This window comes from Sphingomonas sp. Leaf231, from assembly GCF_001421995.1.
Lineage (GTDB): Bacteria > Pseudomonadota > Alphaproteobacteria > Sphingomonadales > Sphingomonadaceae > Sphingomonas.
Map to the genome: position 1 here is coordinate 223336 of NZ_LMLS01000003.1, position 15444 is coordinate 238779.

The 15444-nt window shown below is 68.4% G+C and carries 14 protein-coding genes; 11 read left to right on the top strand and 3 right to left on the bottom strand.

Features of this window, described 5'->3' with window-relative positions:
* Positions 1-129 precede the first annotated feature (129 nt).
* Genes ASE95_RS12305 through ASE95_RS12315 form a run of 3 tightly spaced genes read right to left on the bottom strand, consistent with a single transcriptional unit; the run spans position 130 to position 4090 of the window.
* On the bottom strand, positions 130-1071 hold the full coding sequence (locus tag ASE95_RS12305; protein WP_056636887.1) for a M48 family metallopeptidase: 942 nt from the start codon (positions 1069-1071) through the stop codon (positions 130-132).
* Between the two features lie 8 nt (positions 1072-1079).
* Positions 1080-2414, bottom strand: a complete 1335-nt coding sequence (locus ASE95_RS12310; RefSeq protein ID WP_056636589.1) for a sigma-54-dependent transcriptional regulator — start codon at positions 2412-2414, stop codon at positions 1080-1082.
* A complete protein-coding gene (locus ASE95_RS12315) occupies positions 2411-4090 on the bottom strand; it encodes a sensor histidine kinase (protein ID WP_235528302.1) in 1680 nt (559 codons plus the stop codon). The genes ASE95_RS12310 and ASE95_RS12315 overlap by 4 nt, the downstream gene beginning before the upstream one ends.
* Before the next feature lie 243 nt (positions 4091-4333).
* Between ASE95_RS12315 and ASE95_RS12320 the strand changes: the two genes are divergently transcribed.
* From ASE95_RS12320 to pal, 11 genes are all read left to right on the top strand, one after another.
* Positions 4334-5863: an alginate export family protein gene (locus ASE95_RS12320; protein WP_235528303.1), complete on the top strand. Its 1530-nt coding sequence runs from the start codon at positions 4334-4336 to the stop codon at positions 5861-5863.
* 25 nt (positions 5864-5888) lie between these two features.
* Positions 5889-7175 carry an MFS transporter gene (locus tag ASE95_RS12325; RefSeq protein ID WP_056636592.1) on the top strand — a complete coding sequence of 429 codons (1287 nt, stop codon included), beginning with the start codon at positions 5889-5891 and terminating at the stop codon, positions 7173-7175.
* A 77-nt stretch (positions 7176-7252) separates the two neighbouring features.
* A complete protein-coding gene (locus ASE95_RS12330) occupies positions 7253-9289 on the top strand; it encodes a M3 family metallopeptidase (RefSeq protein ID WP_056636595.1) in 2037 nt (678 codons plus the stop codon).
* Positions 9286-9786 carry an asparaginase domain-containing protein gene (locus tag ASE95_RS12335; protein WP_056636598.1) on the top strand — a complete coding sequence of 167 codons (501 nt, stop codon included), beginning with the start codon at positions 9286-9288 and terminating at the stop codon, positions 9784-9786. The genes ASE95_RS12330 and ASE95_RS12335 overlap by 4 nt, the downstream gene beginning before the upstream one ends.
* Positions 9783-10841 carry a PLP-dependent cysteine synthase family protein gene (locus ASE95_RS12340; RefSeq protein ID WP_056636600.1) on the top strand — a complete coding sequence of 353 codons (1059 nt, stop codon included), beginning with the start codon at positions 9783-9785 and terminating at the stop codon, positions 10839-10841. Before ASE95_RS12335 ends, ASE95_RS12340 begins: the two co-directional genes overlap by 4 nt.
* A gap of 79 nt (positions 10842-10920) precedes the next feature.
* A complete protein-coding gene (gene ybgC, locus ASE95_RS12345) occupies positions 10921-11382 on the top strand; it encodes a tol-pal system-associated acyl-CoA thioesterase (protein ID WP_056636602.1) in 462 nt (153 codons plus the stop codon).
* Positions 11379-12071: a protein TolQ gene (gene tolQ / locus ASE95_RS12350; protein WP_056636603.1), complete on the top strand. Its 693-nt coding sequence runs from the start codon at positions 11379-11381 to the stop codon at positions 12069-12071. The genes ybgC and tolQ overlap by 4 nt, the downstream gene beginning before the upstream one ends.
* Positions 12071-12502 (top strand): protein TolR, encoded by a 432-nt coding sequence (gene tolR, locus ASE95_RS12355; protein ID WP_056636605.1) that lies wholly within the window; start codon positions 12071-12073, stop codon positions 12500-12502. Before tolQ ends, tolR begins: the two co-directional genes overlap by 1 nt.
* A gap of 3 nt (positions 12503-12505) precedes the next feature.
* Positions 12506-13480 carry a hypothetical protein gene (locus ASE95_RS12360; RefSeq protein ID WP_056636607.1) on the top strand — a complete coding sequence of 325 codons (975 nt, stop codon included), beginning with the start codon at positions 12506-12508 and terminating at the stop codon, positions 13478-13480.
* Entirely contained in the window at positions 13480-14850 is a 1371-nt protein-coding gene (gene tolB / locus ASE95_RS12365) for a Tol-Pal system beta propeller repeat protein TolB (protein ID WP_056636609.1), read from the top strand. Before ASE95_RS12360 ends, tolB begins: the two co-directional genes overlap by 1 nt.
* A gap of 38 nt (positions 14851-14888) precedes the next feature.
* A complete protein-coding gene (gene pal, locus ASE95_RS12370; protein WP_056636611.1) occupies positions 14889-15410 on the top strand; it encodes a peptidoglycan-associated lipoprotein Pal in 522 nt (173 codons plus the stop codon).
* Positions 15411-15444: the final 34 nt, after the last annotated feature.

Sequence of the window (15444 nt, forward strand, 5' to 3'; positions counted from 1 at the left end):
CGGATCGAAGCGGGACCGTCCGGCCTCCAGGACTGAACATCGGTCTGCGTCGAAGCAGGACCGGACTTCGGTCGAGACCGCAACAAGAACCCCGAACGGGTGGGCCGCCATCGCGGCGGCTTTCGCGCCCTATTTGAGCGCTTCGTCGCGCTGCGCCAGCAATGGCGGCTGGTATGGCAGCGGCGCATCCGCCGGCATCGTGGCCAGTTCCGCAGCGATCGCGGCGGCGCGATCCTTTGCCGAGGGGTGCGTGCGGCTGTGGAACATGCCGCCGTCGATGCTCGATCCATGTTCGCGCCAGAAACGCACCGCCAGCTGCGGGTCCCAGCCGGCATTGCGCAGCAGATAGGCGCCGAGCAGGTCCGCCTCGGTTTCGGTGCGGCGGAACAGCCGCGCGTTACGGCCGAATTCCGACAGCAGCCCCCATTTGACGCCCGCCGTCTCAAGGCGGACACGATGGCGCAGGATCGCATGCGCCAGTTCGTGCGCGACCACGACCGCGATCTGGTCATCGCCGAACCGTTCGAACAGCGCGCTGCCGACCTGCACGACCTTCCCGTCGGACGAGGCACCCAGCTTGCGTCCGGTCAGCACCTCGAATTCGACGCGGCAGCCGACGCGCGGCTGCACCACCACCCGGCGCTCGGTTCCGGCACGCCGCAGCGTCAGCGGCAGGGGCGCGGAGACGACGCGCGCGGCGATCCGGGCCTGCGCCGCGTCGCGGGTCGCGCTGGTCAGCGCATCGCTCCTCACCGGCGCGGGTAGCGGCTGGCCATCGATCGCGATCACGCCGTCATCCGCGACCACCCCGGCCTGCGCGGCGGGTGCGCCCGGCACGACCAGTTCCACCGCCACCGGCGCGGCGAAGCCGTCGCGTACCTCGGCGGGATATTGATCGGCGGCATGCAGCGTCGCGCCGATCACCGGCTGCTGGTCGCGGCAGAGGGCGGCATTGGCGGTCGTCAGCCGCCACGCGATCGCCGCCAGCCGTTGGTCGACCTCCAGCAGGCTGGGCGCGGCGTGCGCCGGAAGCGTGGCGAGCGCGAGCAGAACGGCGAACAGGCGGAACATCATACGCATCACTCGTGGGGGCGCGCGGCCGGGCGGAAGGTGGCGGGTTCGATCCCGTGGCGTTGCAGCCGGTCGTAGAGGCTGCGGCGCGGCAATTGCAACTCCGCCGCCGCAGCCCCCACGTCGCCGCGCACCCGTTCCAGCGTGGCACGGATCGTCGCCGCCTCGAACCGGTCGACGCGCTCCGACAGTGGCAGCTGATCGGCGGCGCTCGCATCGCCGCCGCCCAGCCCTAGCACGACCCGCGTCGCAAAATTGCGCAATTCTCGCACGTTGCCGGTCCAGTCGTCGCTCACCAGCCGCGCCTCGACCGCCGCATCGATCATCGGTCGCGGTCGCCCGAACCGCTCGGCGGCCTCCCCCAGGAAGAAGGCGAACAGCAGCGGCACGTCGGCGCGGCGTTCGCGCAGCGGGGGAATGCGCAACCGCACGGTTTCCAGCCGGTACAGCAGGTCGGCGCGAAACCGGCCCTCGCGCGCGGCGGTCGACAGGTCGGTCTTGGCAGCGGCCACCACGCGCAGGTTGACGATGCGTGGCGCAGCACCCGGCTGCGGCAGTTCGCGTTCCTCAACGACGCGCAGCAGCTTGCCTTGAAGCGCCGGCGACATGCTGTCGATCTCGTCCAGGAATAGCGTGCCGCGATCGGCATCGGCGACGCGGCCCGGCGACGCCCGGCTGCCGAACAGCGCTTCGTCAGCGATCGCGTCGGGCAGCGCGGCGCAATCCACCGCGACGAACTGGCGGGTGCGACGGTGGCTCCACCGGTGGAGCAACAGCGCGACCAGTTCCTTGCCGGTTCCCGTCTCCCCCTCCACCAGCACGTCGACATCGACATCGGCCAGTTGCCGGATCGTCTCGCGCAGCCGCACCATTACCGGCGTCTCGCCGATCAGCGGATATTGCGTTTCCGCTTCTTGCGCGGCGATCCGCAGCCGACGATTTTCCAGCACCAGCCGCCGGAAGTCGAGCGCGCGGCGCACGCTGGCAATCAGATGGTCGGCGGCGAACGGTTTGGCGATGAAGTCCCATGCGCCGCGCTTCAATGCAGCGACCGCGGTGGCGATGTCGCCATGCCCGGTCATCAGGATCACCGGCAGTTCCGGATCGCGCGCCGCCACCGCCTCGGCCACCGCATGGCCGTCCATCCGCGGCATGCGGATGTCGCTGACGATCACGCCGGGGAAGTCGGCGCCCAGCCGCGCCAGCGCCGCGCGCGGATCGGCGAACGGCTCGGCGTCGATCCCGGCGATCGCGAAACTGTCCGCCATGGCGGTGCGCAGGTCATCGTCGTCGTCGATCAATATGACCCGCAGCGCGGGGGCGGGCGTCGGTGTCTCGCTCATGCGCGCCGCAACGTCGCGACGAACGCCGCGCCGCCCAGGGGCGAGGCAGCGATCTTCAGGCTGCCCTCGAACTGCGCCATGATGTCGCGCGCGATGCCTAGCCCAAGTCCCAGCCCCTCGGGCTTGCCGGTGACGAATGGACTGAACACCTCTTCGCCCAGCACGGGGTCGATCCCGCCACCGTTATCCGCCACGGTCAATCTCACCCACTCCCCGTCCTCTTCCACCAGCAACGCCACACGTGGATGGTCGCGCCCGGTCACGGCATCGACGGCATTGTTGACCAGATTGACCAGCACTTGTTCCAGCCGCACGCGCCCCGCGATCACCGAGGGCTGCCCGTGTCGCGGCCAGTCCATCGCCACCCCCGCAGCACGCAGCCGGTCGCCGACCAGCAATCTGGTGCCCTCGATCACCTCGTCGAGCGCCACCGGCTCGATTCGGCCGGTGCCGCGCCGCGCGAACCGCCGCATCTCCTGCGTGATCGATCCGATCCGCGCCGTCAGCGCCACCGCGCTTTCCAGCGTCGCGCGCACGCGGTCCAGCCGGTGGTGGTCGAGGTGATGTTGCGCATTCTCCGCCAGCGTGCGGATCGTCGCGACCGGCTGGTTGATCTCATGCGCAAGGCCGGCGGTGATCGAGCCGAGCGACGCGAGCCGGTTGGCCTGCGCCAATTCCTCGCGTGCGGCACGGAACCGGCGGTCGGCCTCGGCGCGGCGCTCCATCTCCGCGCTCAGTTCGGCAGTGCGCTCGGTCACCGCCTCCCGCAACGCCGTGCGCACCGCCGCGCCGCGCGCCGCACGGGTGGCGCGCCAGGTCAGCAACCCGGCGAGCAGCACCAGCACCAGCACCAGCGTGGCCGTCGCCAGTCGGGCAAGCCCCGTCGCCTCGCGCAGTGCCCCGGCGAACGGTACCGTGCGCATCAACTGCCATCCCGACGTGTCGAGCGTGGTGGTCACGCTCAGCAAACGCGGGTCCGCGCCGGGCCGCAGCGACGTCAACGGCAAGGGTTCGCGCCCGAACTGCCCACTGGCGCGGATCCCCGTCCGTGTGGCGGGCGACAGCGGGCGCAACGTGCGGAATCGTTCGCGCCGGTCGGTTGAGGCCAGCACGATGCCGTGCGGGTCGATCAGCATCGTGGTGCCGGGATCGTTCGCCCAGGCGCGCGCCACCGCGTCGAATTCGACCTTCACCACCACCACGCCCAATGGCCCGGTCGTGCCGTCGATGCGCCGCGCCATGAACAGGCCGGGGCGGCCGCTGACATTGCCCAGCGCGAAATATTCCGCGGCCGCGTTCCGTACCGCCAGGCGGAAATACGGGCGGAAGCGATAGTCGTGGCCGACGAAGCTGCTCGGCGTCGCGGCGTTCGACGCCGCCACCGTCATGCCGCGCGCGTCGATCGCGTAGATGACCGCTGCGCCGGTACGCTGCGCCAGCGGCGCCAGCTTACGGTCTAGCCGACGCGCCGCGTCGGTGCCGACCCCGCCGGTCAGCGCGTCGCGCAGGTCGCCATATTCGCTCAGCACGATCGGCAGCAACCGGTACTTGGCCAGCTCGCTGTCGAGCAGCCGTGCCTGTTGCCGTGCGGTTGCCAGCGCGGCATCCTGCGCTTCATCACGCGCTCGGCGCGTGGTCCACGACAGTGCGACCAGATAGAACAGCGCCGTCGCCATCAGGATCGCCAAGGGGACGATCAGCCGCACAGGACGCCGAAGCAGGGGCATGAGTGCGGGATATCGCATCCGGGCGTGTGAAGTCACGCAGGATTTCGCGAACGTCGAGCTGATCCATACTAAGGTCAATTAAAAGTTACCCGGTAATTCATAACTTTACCGTATCGCGCAGATAGTTTTCGCGAATGTGCCTGTACGCTTCATGCTGTGTGCAAGCCGAGGGACACGGCAAGAGAGGGACGAATGTACGACGAATCCAACGACGTGCGCGGCGCCAGGATGGCGATTCGCGGCATGCTGCTCGGTGGTGCCGTGCTGGCCGCATTTCCCGCGCTCGCCGCGCCGCTCGACCCCGTCGCGCCGCAACTGACCGGGACGAAGGAAGCGCCCGCCACGCCGTCCGTCGTCGGTTATCCCGCGATCGGCAACGGCGAGGGAACGGTGCAGGGCAAGTACAACGTCTCGCGCTGGGCCGAGGACTGGCGCACGATGCGCGATCCCGCCAAGCGCGACGACCCGCTCGACCGGCTGAAGTATCTGCCGCTGACGCAGGATGGCGAGGTCTATCTCACCTTGTCGGGCGAGTTCCGTTACCGCGTGCAGGCGACGACCAATCCCGACCTGCGCGACCGCGAGGCGCAACGGCAGGAGCGTTACCGCATATTCGCGGGCGCCGACCTGCACCTGGGCGAGCATGTCCGCTTCTACGGCGAACTGGCGAAGGCGCGGCTCGACGGCGTGAATCTCGGCACCCCCGGCGCGAACCTGCGCAACGCACTGACCCTGCAACAGGGGTTCGGCGAGGTGAAAGGCCGGATCGGCGACGCGGAGGTCGGCGTGCGTGGTGGGCGTCAGGAATTCTCCGACGGCCCCAATCTATTGATGGCGGTGCGCGACGATCCGACGCTGCACTTCGTGCTGGACGGCGTGCGCGGCTATGCGCGCGGCAAGCGCCTGCGCGCCGACGTCTTCGACCTGCGCTTCGTCAATTACGGGCGAGAGGGGATGAGCGACGATCGCACCGACGGGTCGCGCCGGTTCAGCGGCGTGACGTTTGGCTACGCCGTGCCCAACGACTTCCTCGGCACGTCGAAGCTGTTCTTCGATCCGTTCGTGTGGCGGCTGCGCAACCGCAACGCGGCGTGGGGCGGGCAGACCGCGCGTGAGGAACGGATGTTCTACGGCCTGCACCTGTACGGTGACGTGGACCGCACCACCGTCGACTGGACCGTCAACTATCAGGACGGAGAATTCAACGACCGCGACATCAGCGCGTGGCAGGTGTTCCTGGCGCAGACGTGGCGCGTGGCCAAGGATGCCAGCGCGCCGCGGGTCGGCGTTCACGTCGACTACGCCAGCGGTGGCGGCGGGGCCAGCGGCACGGGCACGCTGCGCACGCCCAGCGGCCTGTACGGCAACAACATCTACTACAGCTATCAGCTGTTCCTGACCCCGACCAACCTGCTGGCGATCTCGCCCAACATCACGGTGCAGCCGGTCAAGAACCTGCGTGTCACCGGCGAGTTCACGATGGCGTGGCGCCCGAACGAGGACGAGGCGGTATACCGCGCATCCGGTGCGGCGTTCGCCAACACGCAGAACGTAGCGGGCAAGCACATCGCCAACCTGATCCGCGCGCAGGCGGTCTGGGCGCTGACGCCGCGGGTGTCGTTGACCGGGCGCTACGAACATATGATGGTGAAGGACGCGCTGTCGAACGCCGGTTACAAGAATTCGGATTTTCTGGCGGCGTGGGCCAGTTTCCGCTTCTGACAAGAAACGAACGGGAGAAACATCGATGGCCAGTGAGCCTGTGACCGCGAGCCGCCTGAAATCGATCATCGGCGGCTCCACCGGCAATCTGGTCGAATGGTTCGACTGGTACGTCTACTCCGCGTTCACGCTGTACTTCGCGCCACATTTCTTCCCGTCCGACGATCGGACGGCGCAATTGCTGAGCGCCGCGGCGGTGTTCGCGGTCGGCTTCGTCATGCGGCCGATCGGCGCATGGATCATGGGCATCTACGCCGATCGGAAGGGGCGCAAGGCGGGGCTGACGCTGTCGGTGACGCTGATGTGTCTCGGCTCGCTCATCATCGCCTGCACCCCGGGCTATGCGACGATCGGCGTGTTCGCGCCGGCGTTGCTGGTGCTGGCCCGGTTGATGCAGGGTCTGTCGGTGGGGGGCGAATACGGCGCCAGCGCGACGTACCTGTCGGAGATGGCGGGCAAGTCGCGGCGCGGTTTCTTCTCGTCGTTTCAATATGTCACGCTGATCTCGGGTCAGCTGCTGGCCATCATGGTGCTGCTGATCCTGCAATCGGTGATGGAGCGGTCGGCGCTGGAGGAATGGGGCTGGCGCATCCCGTTCGTCGTCGGCGCGCTGCTGGCGGTGGTGGTGTTCTACCTGCGCCGTGGCCTGGCCGAAACGCAGAGCTTCAAGAACACCAAGGGCAGCGACGCGCCCAAATCAGGCTTCCTCGTGCTGCTGAAGAACCACCCGCGCGAGACCGCGCTGGTGATGCTGATGACGGCGGGGGGCACGCTCGCCTTCTATGCCTATTCGATCTACATGCAGAAGTTCCTGGTCAACACCTCGGGCTTCAGCAAGGAAGTCGCGACGCAGATCAACGCCGTGACGCTGTTCGTCTTCATGCTGCTGCAACCGGTGGCCGGCGGCCTGTCGGACCGGATCGGGCGCAAGCCGTTGATGGTGGCGTTCGGCGTGGCGGGTGTCTTGTTCACCTATCCGATCTTCTCCGCGCTGGAACAGACGCGCGATGCGACCACCGCCGGGCTGCTGGTGATGGCCGCGCTGGTCATCGTCACCGGCTACACCTCGATCAACGCGGTGGTGAAGGCGGAACTGTTCCCTGCGCATATCCGCGCGCTCGGCGTGGCGCTGCCCTATGCACTGGCCAACACCATCTTCGGCGGCACCGCCGAATATGTCGCGCTCAGCTTCAAGCAGCACGGATGGGAGCAGGGTTTCTACTGGTATGTCACGGTAATGATCGGCATTTCGTTGATCGTGTACCTGCGGATGCGCGACACGTCGCGCAACAGCCTGATCAGCGAGGATTGAGCCGCGCCCGTCGTCCCCGCGCAGGCGGGGCGACGGCAAGGTTTTCCTCGGGCCTCAGGGTCGCTACATCCACGCGTATGAACGACACGCTGCTCGACCCGCTCGTCCTCCCCGATTTCACCGCGCTCACTCCGGAGGCGATCGCTCCCGCGCTCGACGCCGCGATCGCGCGTCACGCCGATGTCGTGGCGAGCGTCACCCGCGACCGCCCGACCGCGTTCGAACAGGCGTGGCTGCCGCTGGAGCGTGCCGAGGCGGCCGTCGACGCGCTCTGGTCGGCGGTGTCGCATCTGCGCGGCGTCGCGGACACGCCCGAACTGCGCGCCGCTCACGCCGCCGGGCAGGAAAAGATCGTCGAGCATTTCATGGCCGTGGCGCAGAACCGCGACCTTTACGACGTACTGACCGCGCTGGAGGGCTCGCCCGCCTTCGCCGATCTGGCGCAGGCGGATCGCGTCGCGGTGGAACATGCGATCCGGGATTTCCGGTTGGCGGGCGTCGCGCTGGACGACGAACAGCGCGCGCGCTTCGCGGCGGTGTCGGTGGAGTTGTCGGCGCTGTCGACCGAGTTCGGCAGCGCGGTGCTCGACGCCACCGATGCATGGACGCTCCACATCACCGACGCGGCGCGGCTCGCCGGTATTTCCGCGCCCGACAAGGCGATGTTCGCCGCCGCCGCGCACGGCATGGGGCTGGACGGCTGGCTGGTCACGCTCCAGCAGCCGAGCGTCAATGCCGTGCTGACCTTCGCCGAGGATCGCGACCTGCGCGCCGACGTCTATCGCGCCTACGGAACGCGCGCGTCGGATCAGGGGCCGAATGCGGGCGAGTACGACAACGGTCCGCGCATCGCCCGCATCCTCGACCTCCGTCGGGAGGCGGCGCAACTGCTCGGCTTCACTGATCCGGTCGCGCTGTCACTGGAAACGAAGATGGCGCCGAACGCGGGCGAGGTGCTGGCGTTCCTGCGCGACCTCGGCCATCGTGCGCGTCCCGCCGCCGGGCGCGATCTCGACGGGTTGCGCGCCTTCGCCGCCGACGAACTGGCGATCCCCGACCTGCAACCCTGGGACGCCGGCTTCGCCGCGAACCGCCTGCGGCAGGCGCGCTACGCCGTCGACGAACAGGAAGTGCGCGGCTATTTCCCGGTGGAGCCCGTCACCGCCGGGTGGCAGGCTCTGCTCGGCCAGTTGTTCGGCCTGCGCCTGACTCCGCGCGACGACGTGCCGCTCTACCACGGCGATGCGCGTTATTACGACGTCGCCGACGACAGCGAAGAGGTGTTCGCCGGCCTGTACCTCGATCTGCACGCCCGCTCCGGCAAGCGCGGCGGCGCATGGATGGCACAGGCGCGTCCGCGCTTGCGCGACGGCAACAACGTCCGCGTGCCGGTCGCCTATCTGGTGTGCAACTTCGCGCCCCGGGGCGAGGGGCAGCCATCGTTGCTGAGCCACGGCGACGTGGTGACGTTGCTTCACGAAACCGGCCACTGCCTGCATCACCTGTTCACGCGGGTCGACCGTCCCTCGATCGCCGGCACCACCGGGTTCGAATGGGATGCGGTCGAACTGCCCAGCCAGTTGATGGAAGATTTCGCCTGGGATCGTGCCATCCTGACCGGCATGTCCGGACATCACGAAACCGGCGCGCCGCTGCCGCCCGAATTGTTCGACCGGATGGTCGCCGCACGGCGGTTCCAGTCCGGCATGTTCATCGTCCGCCAGCTCGAATTCGCACTGTTCGACCTGTTGCTCCACCTGGGCACGATGGGCAGCGATCCGATGGAGGTGATCGAGGCGGTGCGCGACGAGGTGGCCGTGCTGCGCCCACCCGCGTGGCATCGGTTCCCGCACGGGTTCAGCCACATCTTCGCGGGCGGCTATGCCGCTGGCTATTACAGCTACCTGTGGGCGGAGGTGCTGGCCGCCGACGGGTTCGGCCGGTTCGCGGAAAACGGCCTGGTCGATCGCGCGACGGGCAGCGCGTTGCGCGATGAGGTGCTGGCGCGGGGCGCGACGCGGCCCGCCGCCGACAGCTTCCGCGCGTTTCGCGGGCGCGATCCCGATCCGACCGCGATGCTGGTCCGCCACGGCCTGCTGGAAGATGCGCGATGAGCGTGCTGATCCTCACCACCGGCGGCACGATCGACAAGCTCTATTTCGACGCGCTCAGCGAATATCAGATCGGCGACAGCGTGGTCGATCGCCTGTTGAAGACCGCGCGCGTCGCGCTGCCGTTCCGCGTGCAGGAGGTGCTGCGCAAGGACAGTCTGGAACTGACCGACGACGATCGCCGCACGATCGCCGACACGGTCGCCGCCGCGCCCGAACGGCGCATCGTCATTACGCACGGCACCGACACGATGACCGACACCGCGCAGGCGCTGGCGGGGCGGATGCAGGACGACGCGGCGGGGAAGGCGATCGTGCTGGTCGGCGCGCTCGCCCCGGCGCGGTTCGCCGAAAGCGACGCGAGCTTCAATCTCGGCATGGCGTTCGCCACAGCGCAGGTGGCGGGTCCGGGCGTGTGGATCGCGATGAACGGCACGATCTTCGACGGGACGAAGGTGCGCAAGGATCGCACGGTCAACAGCTTCGTGGCGTCGGCGTGAGCGACGCGCGCCGGGCGTGGCTGGCGGAGGCGGTGCGGCGGATCGAGGCCGACTATAACCGCTCCGCCGACACGCACCTGATCCAGGTCGACCTGCCGCATCACGACGGCATCCAGCTATATCTGAAGGATGAGAGCAGCCACCCGACCGGCAGCCTGAAGCACCGGCTGGCGCGCTCGCTGTTCCTCTATGCATTGTGCAACGACTGGATCGGGCCGCAGACGTGCGTGATCGAGGCGTCGTCGGGATCGACCGCGGTCAGCGAGGCATATTTCGCCAGGATGCTCGGGCTGCGCTTCATCGCGGTCGTCCCGGCCGCCACCGCCGCGCCCAAGATCGACGCGATCCGCTTTCACGGCGGCGAGATCCACGCGGTGGACGACCCGCGCACCGTCTATGCGGTCGCGCACCGGCTGGCCGCGGAGACGGGCGGGCATTACCTCGACCAGTTCACCTACGCCGAGCGCGCGACCGACTGGCGCGGCAACAACAACATCGCCGAAAGCATTTTCGCGCAGTTGGCGGAGGAAGAGCATCCGATCCCGTCGTGGATCGTGTGCGGTGCCGGCACCGGCGGCACATCCGCGACGATCGGCCGCTTCCTGCGCTATCGCCGCCACGCCACCCGGCTGTGCGTCGCCGATCCAGTCCATTCGGTCTTCCACCGCCACTATGCCGATCGCGCCGCGGTCTCGTTGCCGGAAGGGTGCGCGTCACGGATCGAGGGGATCGGGCGTCCGCAGGTGGAGCCGAGCTTCGTGCCGGGCGTGATCGACCGGATGATCGCGGTAGACGACGGCGACAGCCTTGGCGCGATGCGCGCGCTGGGCAAGGTGCTGGGGCGGCGGGTCGGCGGGTCGACCGGCACCAACCTGTGGGCGTGCGCCCAGCTGATCCGCGAGATGGCGGCGGCGGGGCAGGGCGGCAGCATCGTGACGCTGCTGTGCGACAGCGGCGATCGCTACGGCTGCACCTATCATGACGATACGTGGCTGGCGGACACCGGGCTGGAATGGCGGGGCGCGGCGGCGCAGATCGCGGCGCTGCTGGCATGAGCCGATAAGGAATATCTCCAGATCAACGTCTTGCCTTTCCCGCTTCCCCGCACCCGCCCCATGGGTTAACAGCCGCGGCATGACGGCGGTGGATCAACCCGCGCAGGGACGTTTCGAGGGGAACACGCACCTCTTCGCGCTGCGCGTCTATTTCGAGGACACCGATCTGTCGGGCGTGGTCTATCACGCCAATTACCTGCGCTACATGGAACGTGCGCGCTCCGACATGCTGCGGCTTGCCGGCGTCGACCAGCGCGGACATTTCGAGAGTGGCGGCGGCGCTTATGCGATCGCCGATCTGGCGATCAAATATCGCGCGCCGGCGCGGCTCGACGATGCGCTGCTGATCGAAAGCCGCATGACGCAGATGCGGGCCGCCAGCGTCGTCATTCATCAGACAGTCAGGCGCGGGGCGGAATTGCTGGCGCACGCGACGGTCACCGCGGCACTGGTCGGTCCCGATGGCCGTCCCCGTCGCCAGCCCGCCGCCTGGGTCGACACGTTCCGCCGTCTCGCGTCATTGGGGGAAGATACGCCTTGAATCCGATATTGCAGACCGACGCGGCCACGCTGTCGCCGATCGCCCTGTTCCTCCAGGCGGACTGGGTGGTGAAGGCGGTGATGCTGGGGCTGCTGCTCGCCAGCGTGTGGACCTGGGCGATCATCATCGGCTTCTGGCTGAAGCTGGGCCGCACCCGTCAGCGCACCGAGGCGTTCGAACGCGATTTCTGGAAGGCGGAGGATATCGACGCTTTCTATAAATCGCAGACGCATACCGATCTGCCCTCTGCCCGCGTGCTGAACGCCGGCGTCACCGAATGGCGACGCTCGACGCAGGGGCAGAAGATCGACCGCGACGGCACGCGTGAGCGGCTGGCGACGGTGATGGGATCGGCGGTCGCGCGGGAGATCGATCAATTGTCCGATCGGCTGAATGTGCTGGCGACGGTCGGGTCGGTCGCCCCGTTCGTCGGGTTGTTCGGCACCGTCTGGGGAATCATGCGCAGCTTCACCGCGATCGCCAGCCAGCAGAACACCAGCCTGTCGGTCGTCGCGCCCGGCATCGCCGAGGCGCTGTTCGCCACCGCGATCGGCCTGTTCGCGGCGATCCCCGCGGTGATCGCCTACAATCGCTTCAGCCACGCCATCAACCGGATCGAGGCGCGGCTGAACCGCTTCGCCGACGGCTTCCACGCCACCTTGTCGCGACAGCTCGACGGCGAACGCTGATGGCGATGAACCTGCCTTCCGCGCGCGGCAAGGGCCGGCGCGCGCCGATGGCGGACATCAACGTCACGCCGCTGGTCGACGTGATGCTGGTGCTGCTCATCATCTTCATGGTCACCGCGCCGTTGATGACGCAGGGCGTGCCCGTGAATCTGCCCGACAGCCGCGCCAGGCCGCTGGATCAGGAACAGCAGCCGACCGAAATCGCGCTGGACGAACAGGGCCGCATCTTCATCGCCAAGGAAGAGGTGTCCGCCGACGCGCTTCCCGCGCGGCTGGTGGCGATTGCGGAGGGGGCGAAGGGCGACGAACCGCCGCAGGTGTTCCTGCGCGCCGACCGCGGGCTGGATTACGGCCGCGTGATGCGCGTGATGGGTGAGCTGAACCGCGCCGGGCTGAACCGGGTCGCGCTGGTGACGGTCGGCGAGGAATAGGCCGTGGAGCGCAGTGAGAAGATCGGCCTCGGCGTCGCCGTAGCAGGGCATGCCCTGCTGTTCGGCGTGCTGTCGGTCGGCTTTCTCGCCACGCCCAACCCGGTCAAGCTGAAGCAGAACCCGGTCGAGGTCAGCCTGGTCAAGGACGTCGCGCTGGAAGCCGCCGCGCCCGCGCAGACCGAGGCACCGTCGCAGGCGGTCGCCCCCGACGTCGGCGAGCCCGAGGAAGCGCCCCCCCCGGCGGAGGCGCCGCCGCAGCCCGCGCCCGCCCCGGTGCCGGAACCCGCGCCGCAGCCGGTCCCGAAACCAGCCGCGAAGCCCGCCCCGCCGAAGCCTGCTCCACCGAAGCCTGCGCCCAAGCCGGCTCCGGCACCAAAGCCGGTGCCCAAGCCCCAGCCGAAACCGAAACCCGCGCCCCCCGCCGCCGAGAAGGCACCGTCCAAACCCGCGCCGACCAAGCAGGACAGTGCTGCCGCGTCGTCGAGCAAGGCGAAGACGCCGCCGGCCGCATCGAAGGGCAAGGGCAAGACCGAGGCTGCGAAGGGTGAGCGTCCGCGTGGCAGCCGGTTGGGCAGCGACTTCCTGAAAGGGCTGACCGCCGAGAAAAGCAACGCCAAGCCCAACGATGCCCCGCCTGCGGCCGCGCGTGTCGACGGCAAGGCGCTTGCCGCGATCCAGCAGGCGATCGCGCGACAGATCCAGCCATGTGCCGATCGGCAGGTCGATCCCGGCCCCGGCGCGAACCAGATCGTCACCACGCTGAACCTGCGGCTCAACCGCGACGGTACGCTGTCCGCGACGCCGACGGTGGTGCGCCAGAACGGCGTGGACGACGACAACCGCCGTTATGCGCGGCGCGTCGTCGATCTGGGCGTTGCTGCGTTCAAGGGGTGCTCGCCGCTGCGCTTGCCCGCCGAATATTATTCCACCGCCAATGGGGGGTGGAGCAACATCAACTATAATTGGAAACTGCGGTGATGCGACTCCGGCTGCTCCTTCTCGCCACGCTCGTCTCCACTCCCGCGCTGGCGCAGCAACCGCCCGCGCCGGCGATCCCGGCCGCCGTCCCCGGCGGGCAGGATGCCCCGCCGCTGGAGGTCGACGTCACCGGCGGCATCTCCGCGCCGATGCCGATCGCGATCCCGCCGATGCCGACGCAGGCGGTGGTGCAGACCGCCGCGGGATCGACCGAGCAACTCGGCCGGCAACTGGCGGAGATCGTCAGCAACGACTTGCGCAATTCCGGGCTGTTCACCCCGCTCGCGCCCGGACGGATGCGCGCGATCGCCTTTCCCGAAGTGACCGCGCCGGCGTTCGATTACTGGGGCGGGTCGGGCGCGCAGGCGCTGGTGCAGGGCTATGTCCGCGCCAACGGCGACGGCACGCTGACCGTCGGTTGTTACCTTTACGACGTGTCGGCACAGACGCAGCTGACGCGGCAGGGCTTCGTCGTGCCGCCATCCGACTGGCGGCGTGCCGGCCATAAATGCGCCGACATGGTCTACACCCGCCTGACCGGCGAAGGTGCCTATTTCGACAGCCGGGTTGTCTATGTCAGCGAGACCGGGCCAAAGGCGAACCGTATCAAGCGGCTGGCGATCATGGATCAGGACGGCGCGAACAGCCGGTTCCTGACCACCGGTTCGTCGATCGTGCTGACGCCGCGTTTCGCGCCTAACCAGCAGTCGATCGTCTACATGAGCTATGTCGGCAAGACCCCGGCGATCTACGTCTACGATATCGGCTCGGGGCGGCAGCGGCTGGTGGTGCAGAACGTCGCCACCACCTTCGCGCCGCGCTTCTCCCCGGATGGCCGCTACATCCTGTTCTCGATGGCGCAGGCCGGCAACACCGATCTATACCGCGTCGCGACATCGGGCGGCGCTCCGCAACGGCTGACGACGTCGCCCGGCATCGACACCGGCGGCAGCTATTCGCCCGACGGGTCGCGGATCGTTTTCGAAAGCGATCGCTCCGGCGGGCAACAGGTCTATGTCATGAACGCCGACGGTTCGAACCAGCAACGGATCAGCTTCGGTGGCGGGCGCTACGCCACGCCAGTGTGGAGCCCGCGCGGCGACCTGATCGCCTTCACCAAGATCCAGGGCGCGTTCCGGATCGGGATCATGAGCCCGAGCGGGCAGGGCGAGAAACTGCTGACCAACAGCTGGCAGGACGAAGGTCCGTCGTGGAGCCCCAACGGCCGCGTGCTGATGTTCTTCAGGCAAGGCCGCGGCAATGCCGGCAAGGCCGATTTGTGGTCGGTCGACCTGACCGGCGTGAATGAGCGCCGCGTGCCGACCCCGCTTGACGGATCGGACCCCGCATGGGGGCCGTTGCGCCCGTAAGTTCGCGTATTCAAAACCGAAAAGATGGAGACAGGCCCATGGCACGACTAACGACCACCCTTTTGATGGCGACCGCGCTGGTCGCCACCGCCGCTTGTTCCAAGAAGCGTCCGGAGGTGCTGCCACCTGCGCCGGGTGCCGCGCCGGCCGCGCCGACGCCGACCGGTCCGGTCGATCCCAACGCCGGCATCGCGCCCGGTTCGGCCGCCGATTTCAAGCGTTCGACGCAGGGCGATACCGTGCTGTTCGGGCTCGACATGTACGACATCGACGCCACCGCGCGCGCGGTGCTCGATTCGCAGGCCGAGTGGTTGCAGCGCTACAACAACATCACGATCACCGTCGAAGGCCATGCCGATGAGCGTGGTACGCGTGAGTACAACCTCGCGCTGGGCGACCGCCGCGCGAATGCGGCGAAGAACTATCTCGCCGCACGCGGTATCGCGCCGTCGCGCATCACCACGATCAGTTATGGCAAGGAGCGCCCTGCCGCGCTCGGCTCCGACGAATCCAGCTGGGCGCAGAACCGTCGCGCGGTGACGGTGATCGTCAACGGCTGAGGTTGCGGGTGGGGGAGGGGGATCCGTCCCCCAC

Coding starts and splice junctions, on each gene's coding strand:
- ASE95_RS12335 (WP_056636598.1), top strand. CDS start 9,286: ATGAGCGTGCTGATCCTCACCACCGGCGGCACGATCGACAAGCTCTAT.
- pal (WP_056636611.1), top strand. CDS start 14,889: ATGGCACGACTAACGACCACCCTTTTGATGGCGACCGCGCTGGTCGCC.
- ASE95_RS12310 (WP_056636589.1), bottom strand. CDS start 2,414: ATGAGCGAGACACCGACGCCCGCCCCCGCGCTGCGGGTCATATTGATC.
- ASE95_RS12315 (WP_235528302.1), bottom strand. CDS start 4,090: ATGGCGACGGCGCTGTTCTATCTGGTCGCACTGTCGTGGACCACGCGC.
- ASE95_RS12305 (WP_056636887.1), bottom strand. CDS start 1,071: ATGTTCCGCCTGTTCGCCGTTCTGCTCGCGCTCGCCACGCTTCCGGCG.
- ASE95_RS12325 (WP_056636592.1), top strand. CDS start 5,889: ATGGCCAGTGAGCCTGTGACCGCGAGCCGCCTGAAATCGATCATCGGC.
- ASE95_RS12330 (WP_056636595.1), top strand. CDS start 7,253: ATGAACGACACGCTGCTCGACCCGCTCGTCCTCCCCGATTTCACCGCG.
- tolB (WP_056636609.1), top strand. CDS start 13,480: ATGCGACTCCGGCTGCTCCTTCTCGCCACGCTCGTCTCCACTCCCGCG.
- ybgC (WP_056636602.1), top strand. CDS start 10,921: ATGACGGCGGTGGATCAACCCGCGCAGGGACGTTTCGAGGGGAACACG.
- ASE95_RS12320 (WP_235528303.1), top strand. CDS start 4,334: ATGTACGACGAATCCAACGACGTGCGCGGCGCCAGGATGGCGATTCGC.
- tolR (WP_056636605.1), top strand. CDS start 12,071: ATGGCGATGAACCTGCCTTCCGCGCGCGGCAAGGGCCGGCGCGCGCCG.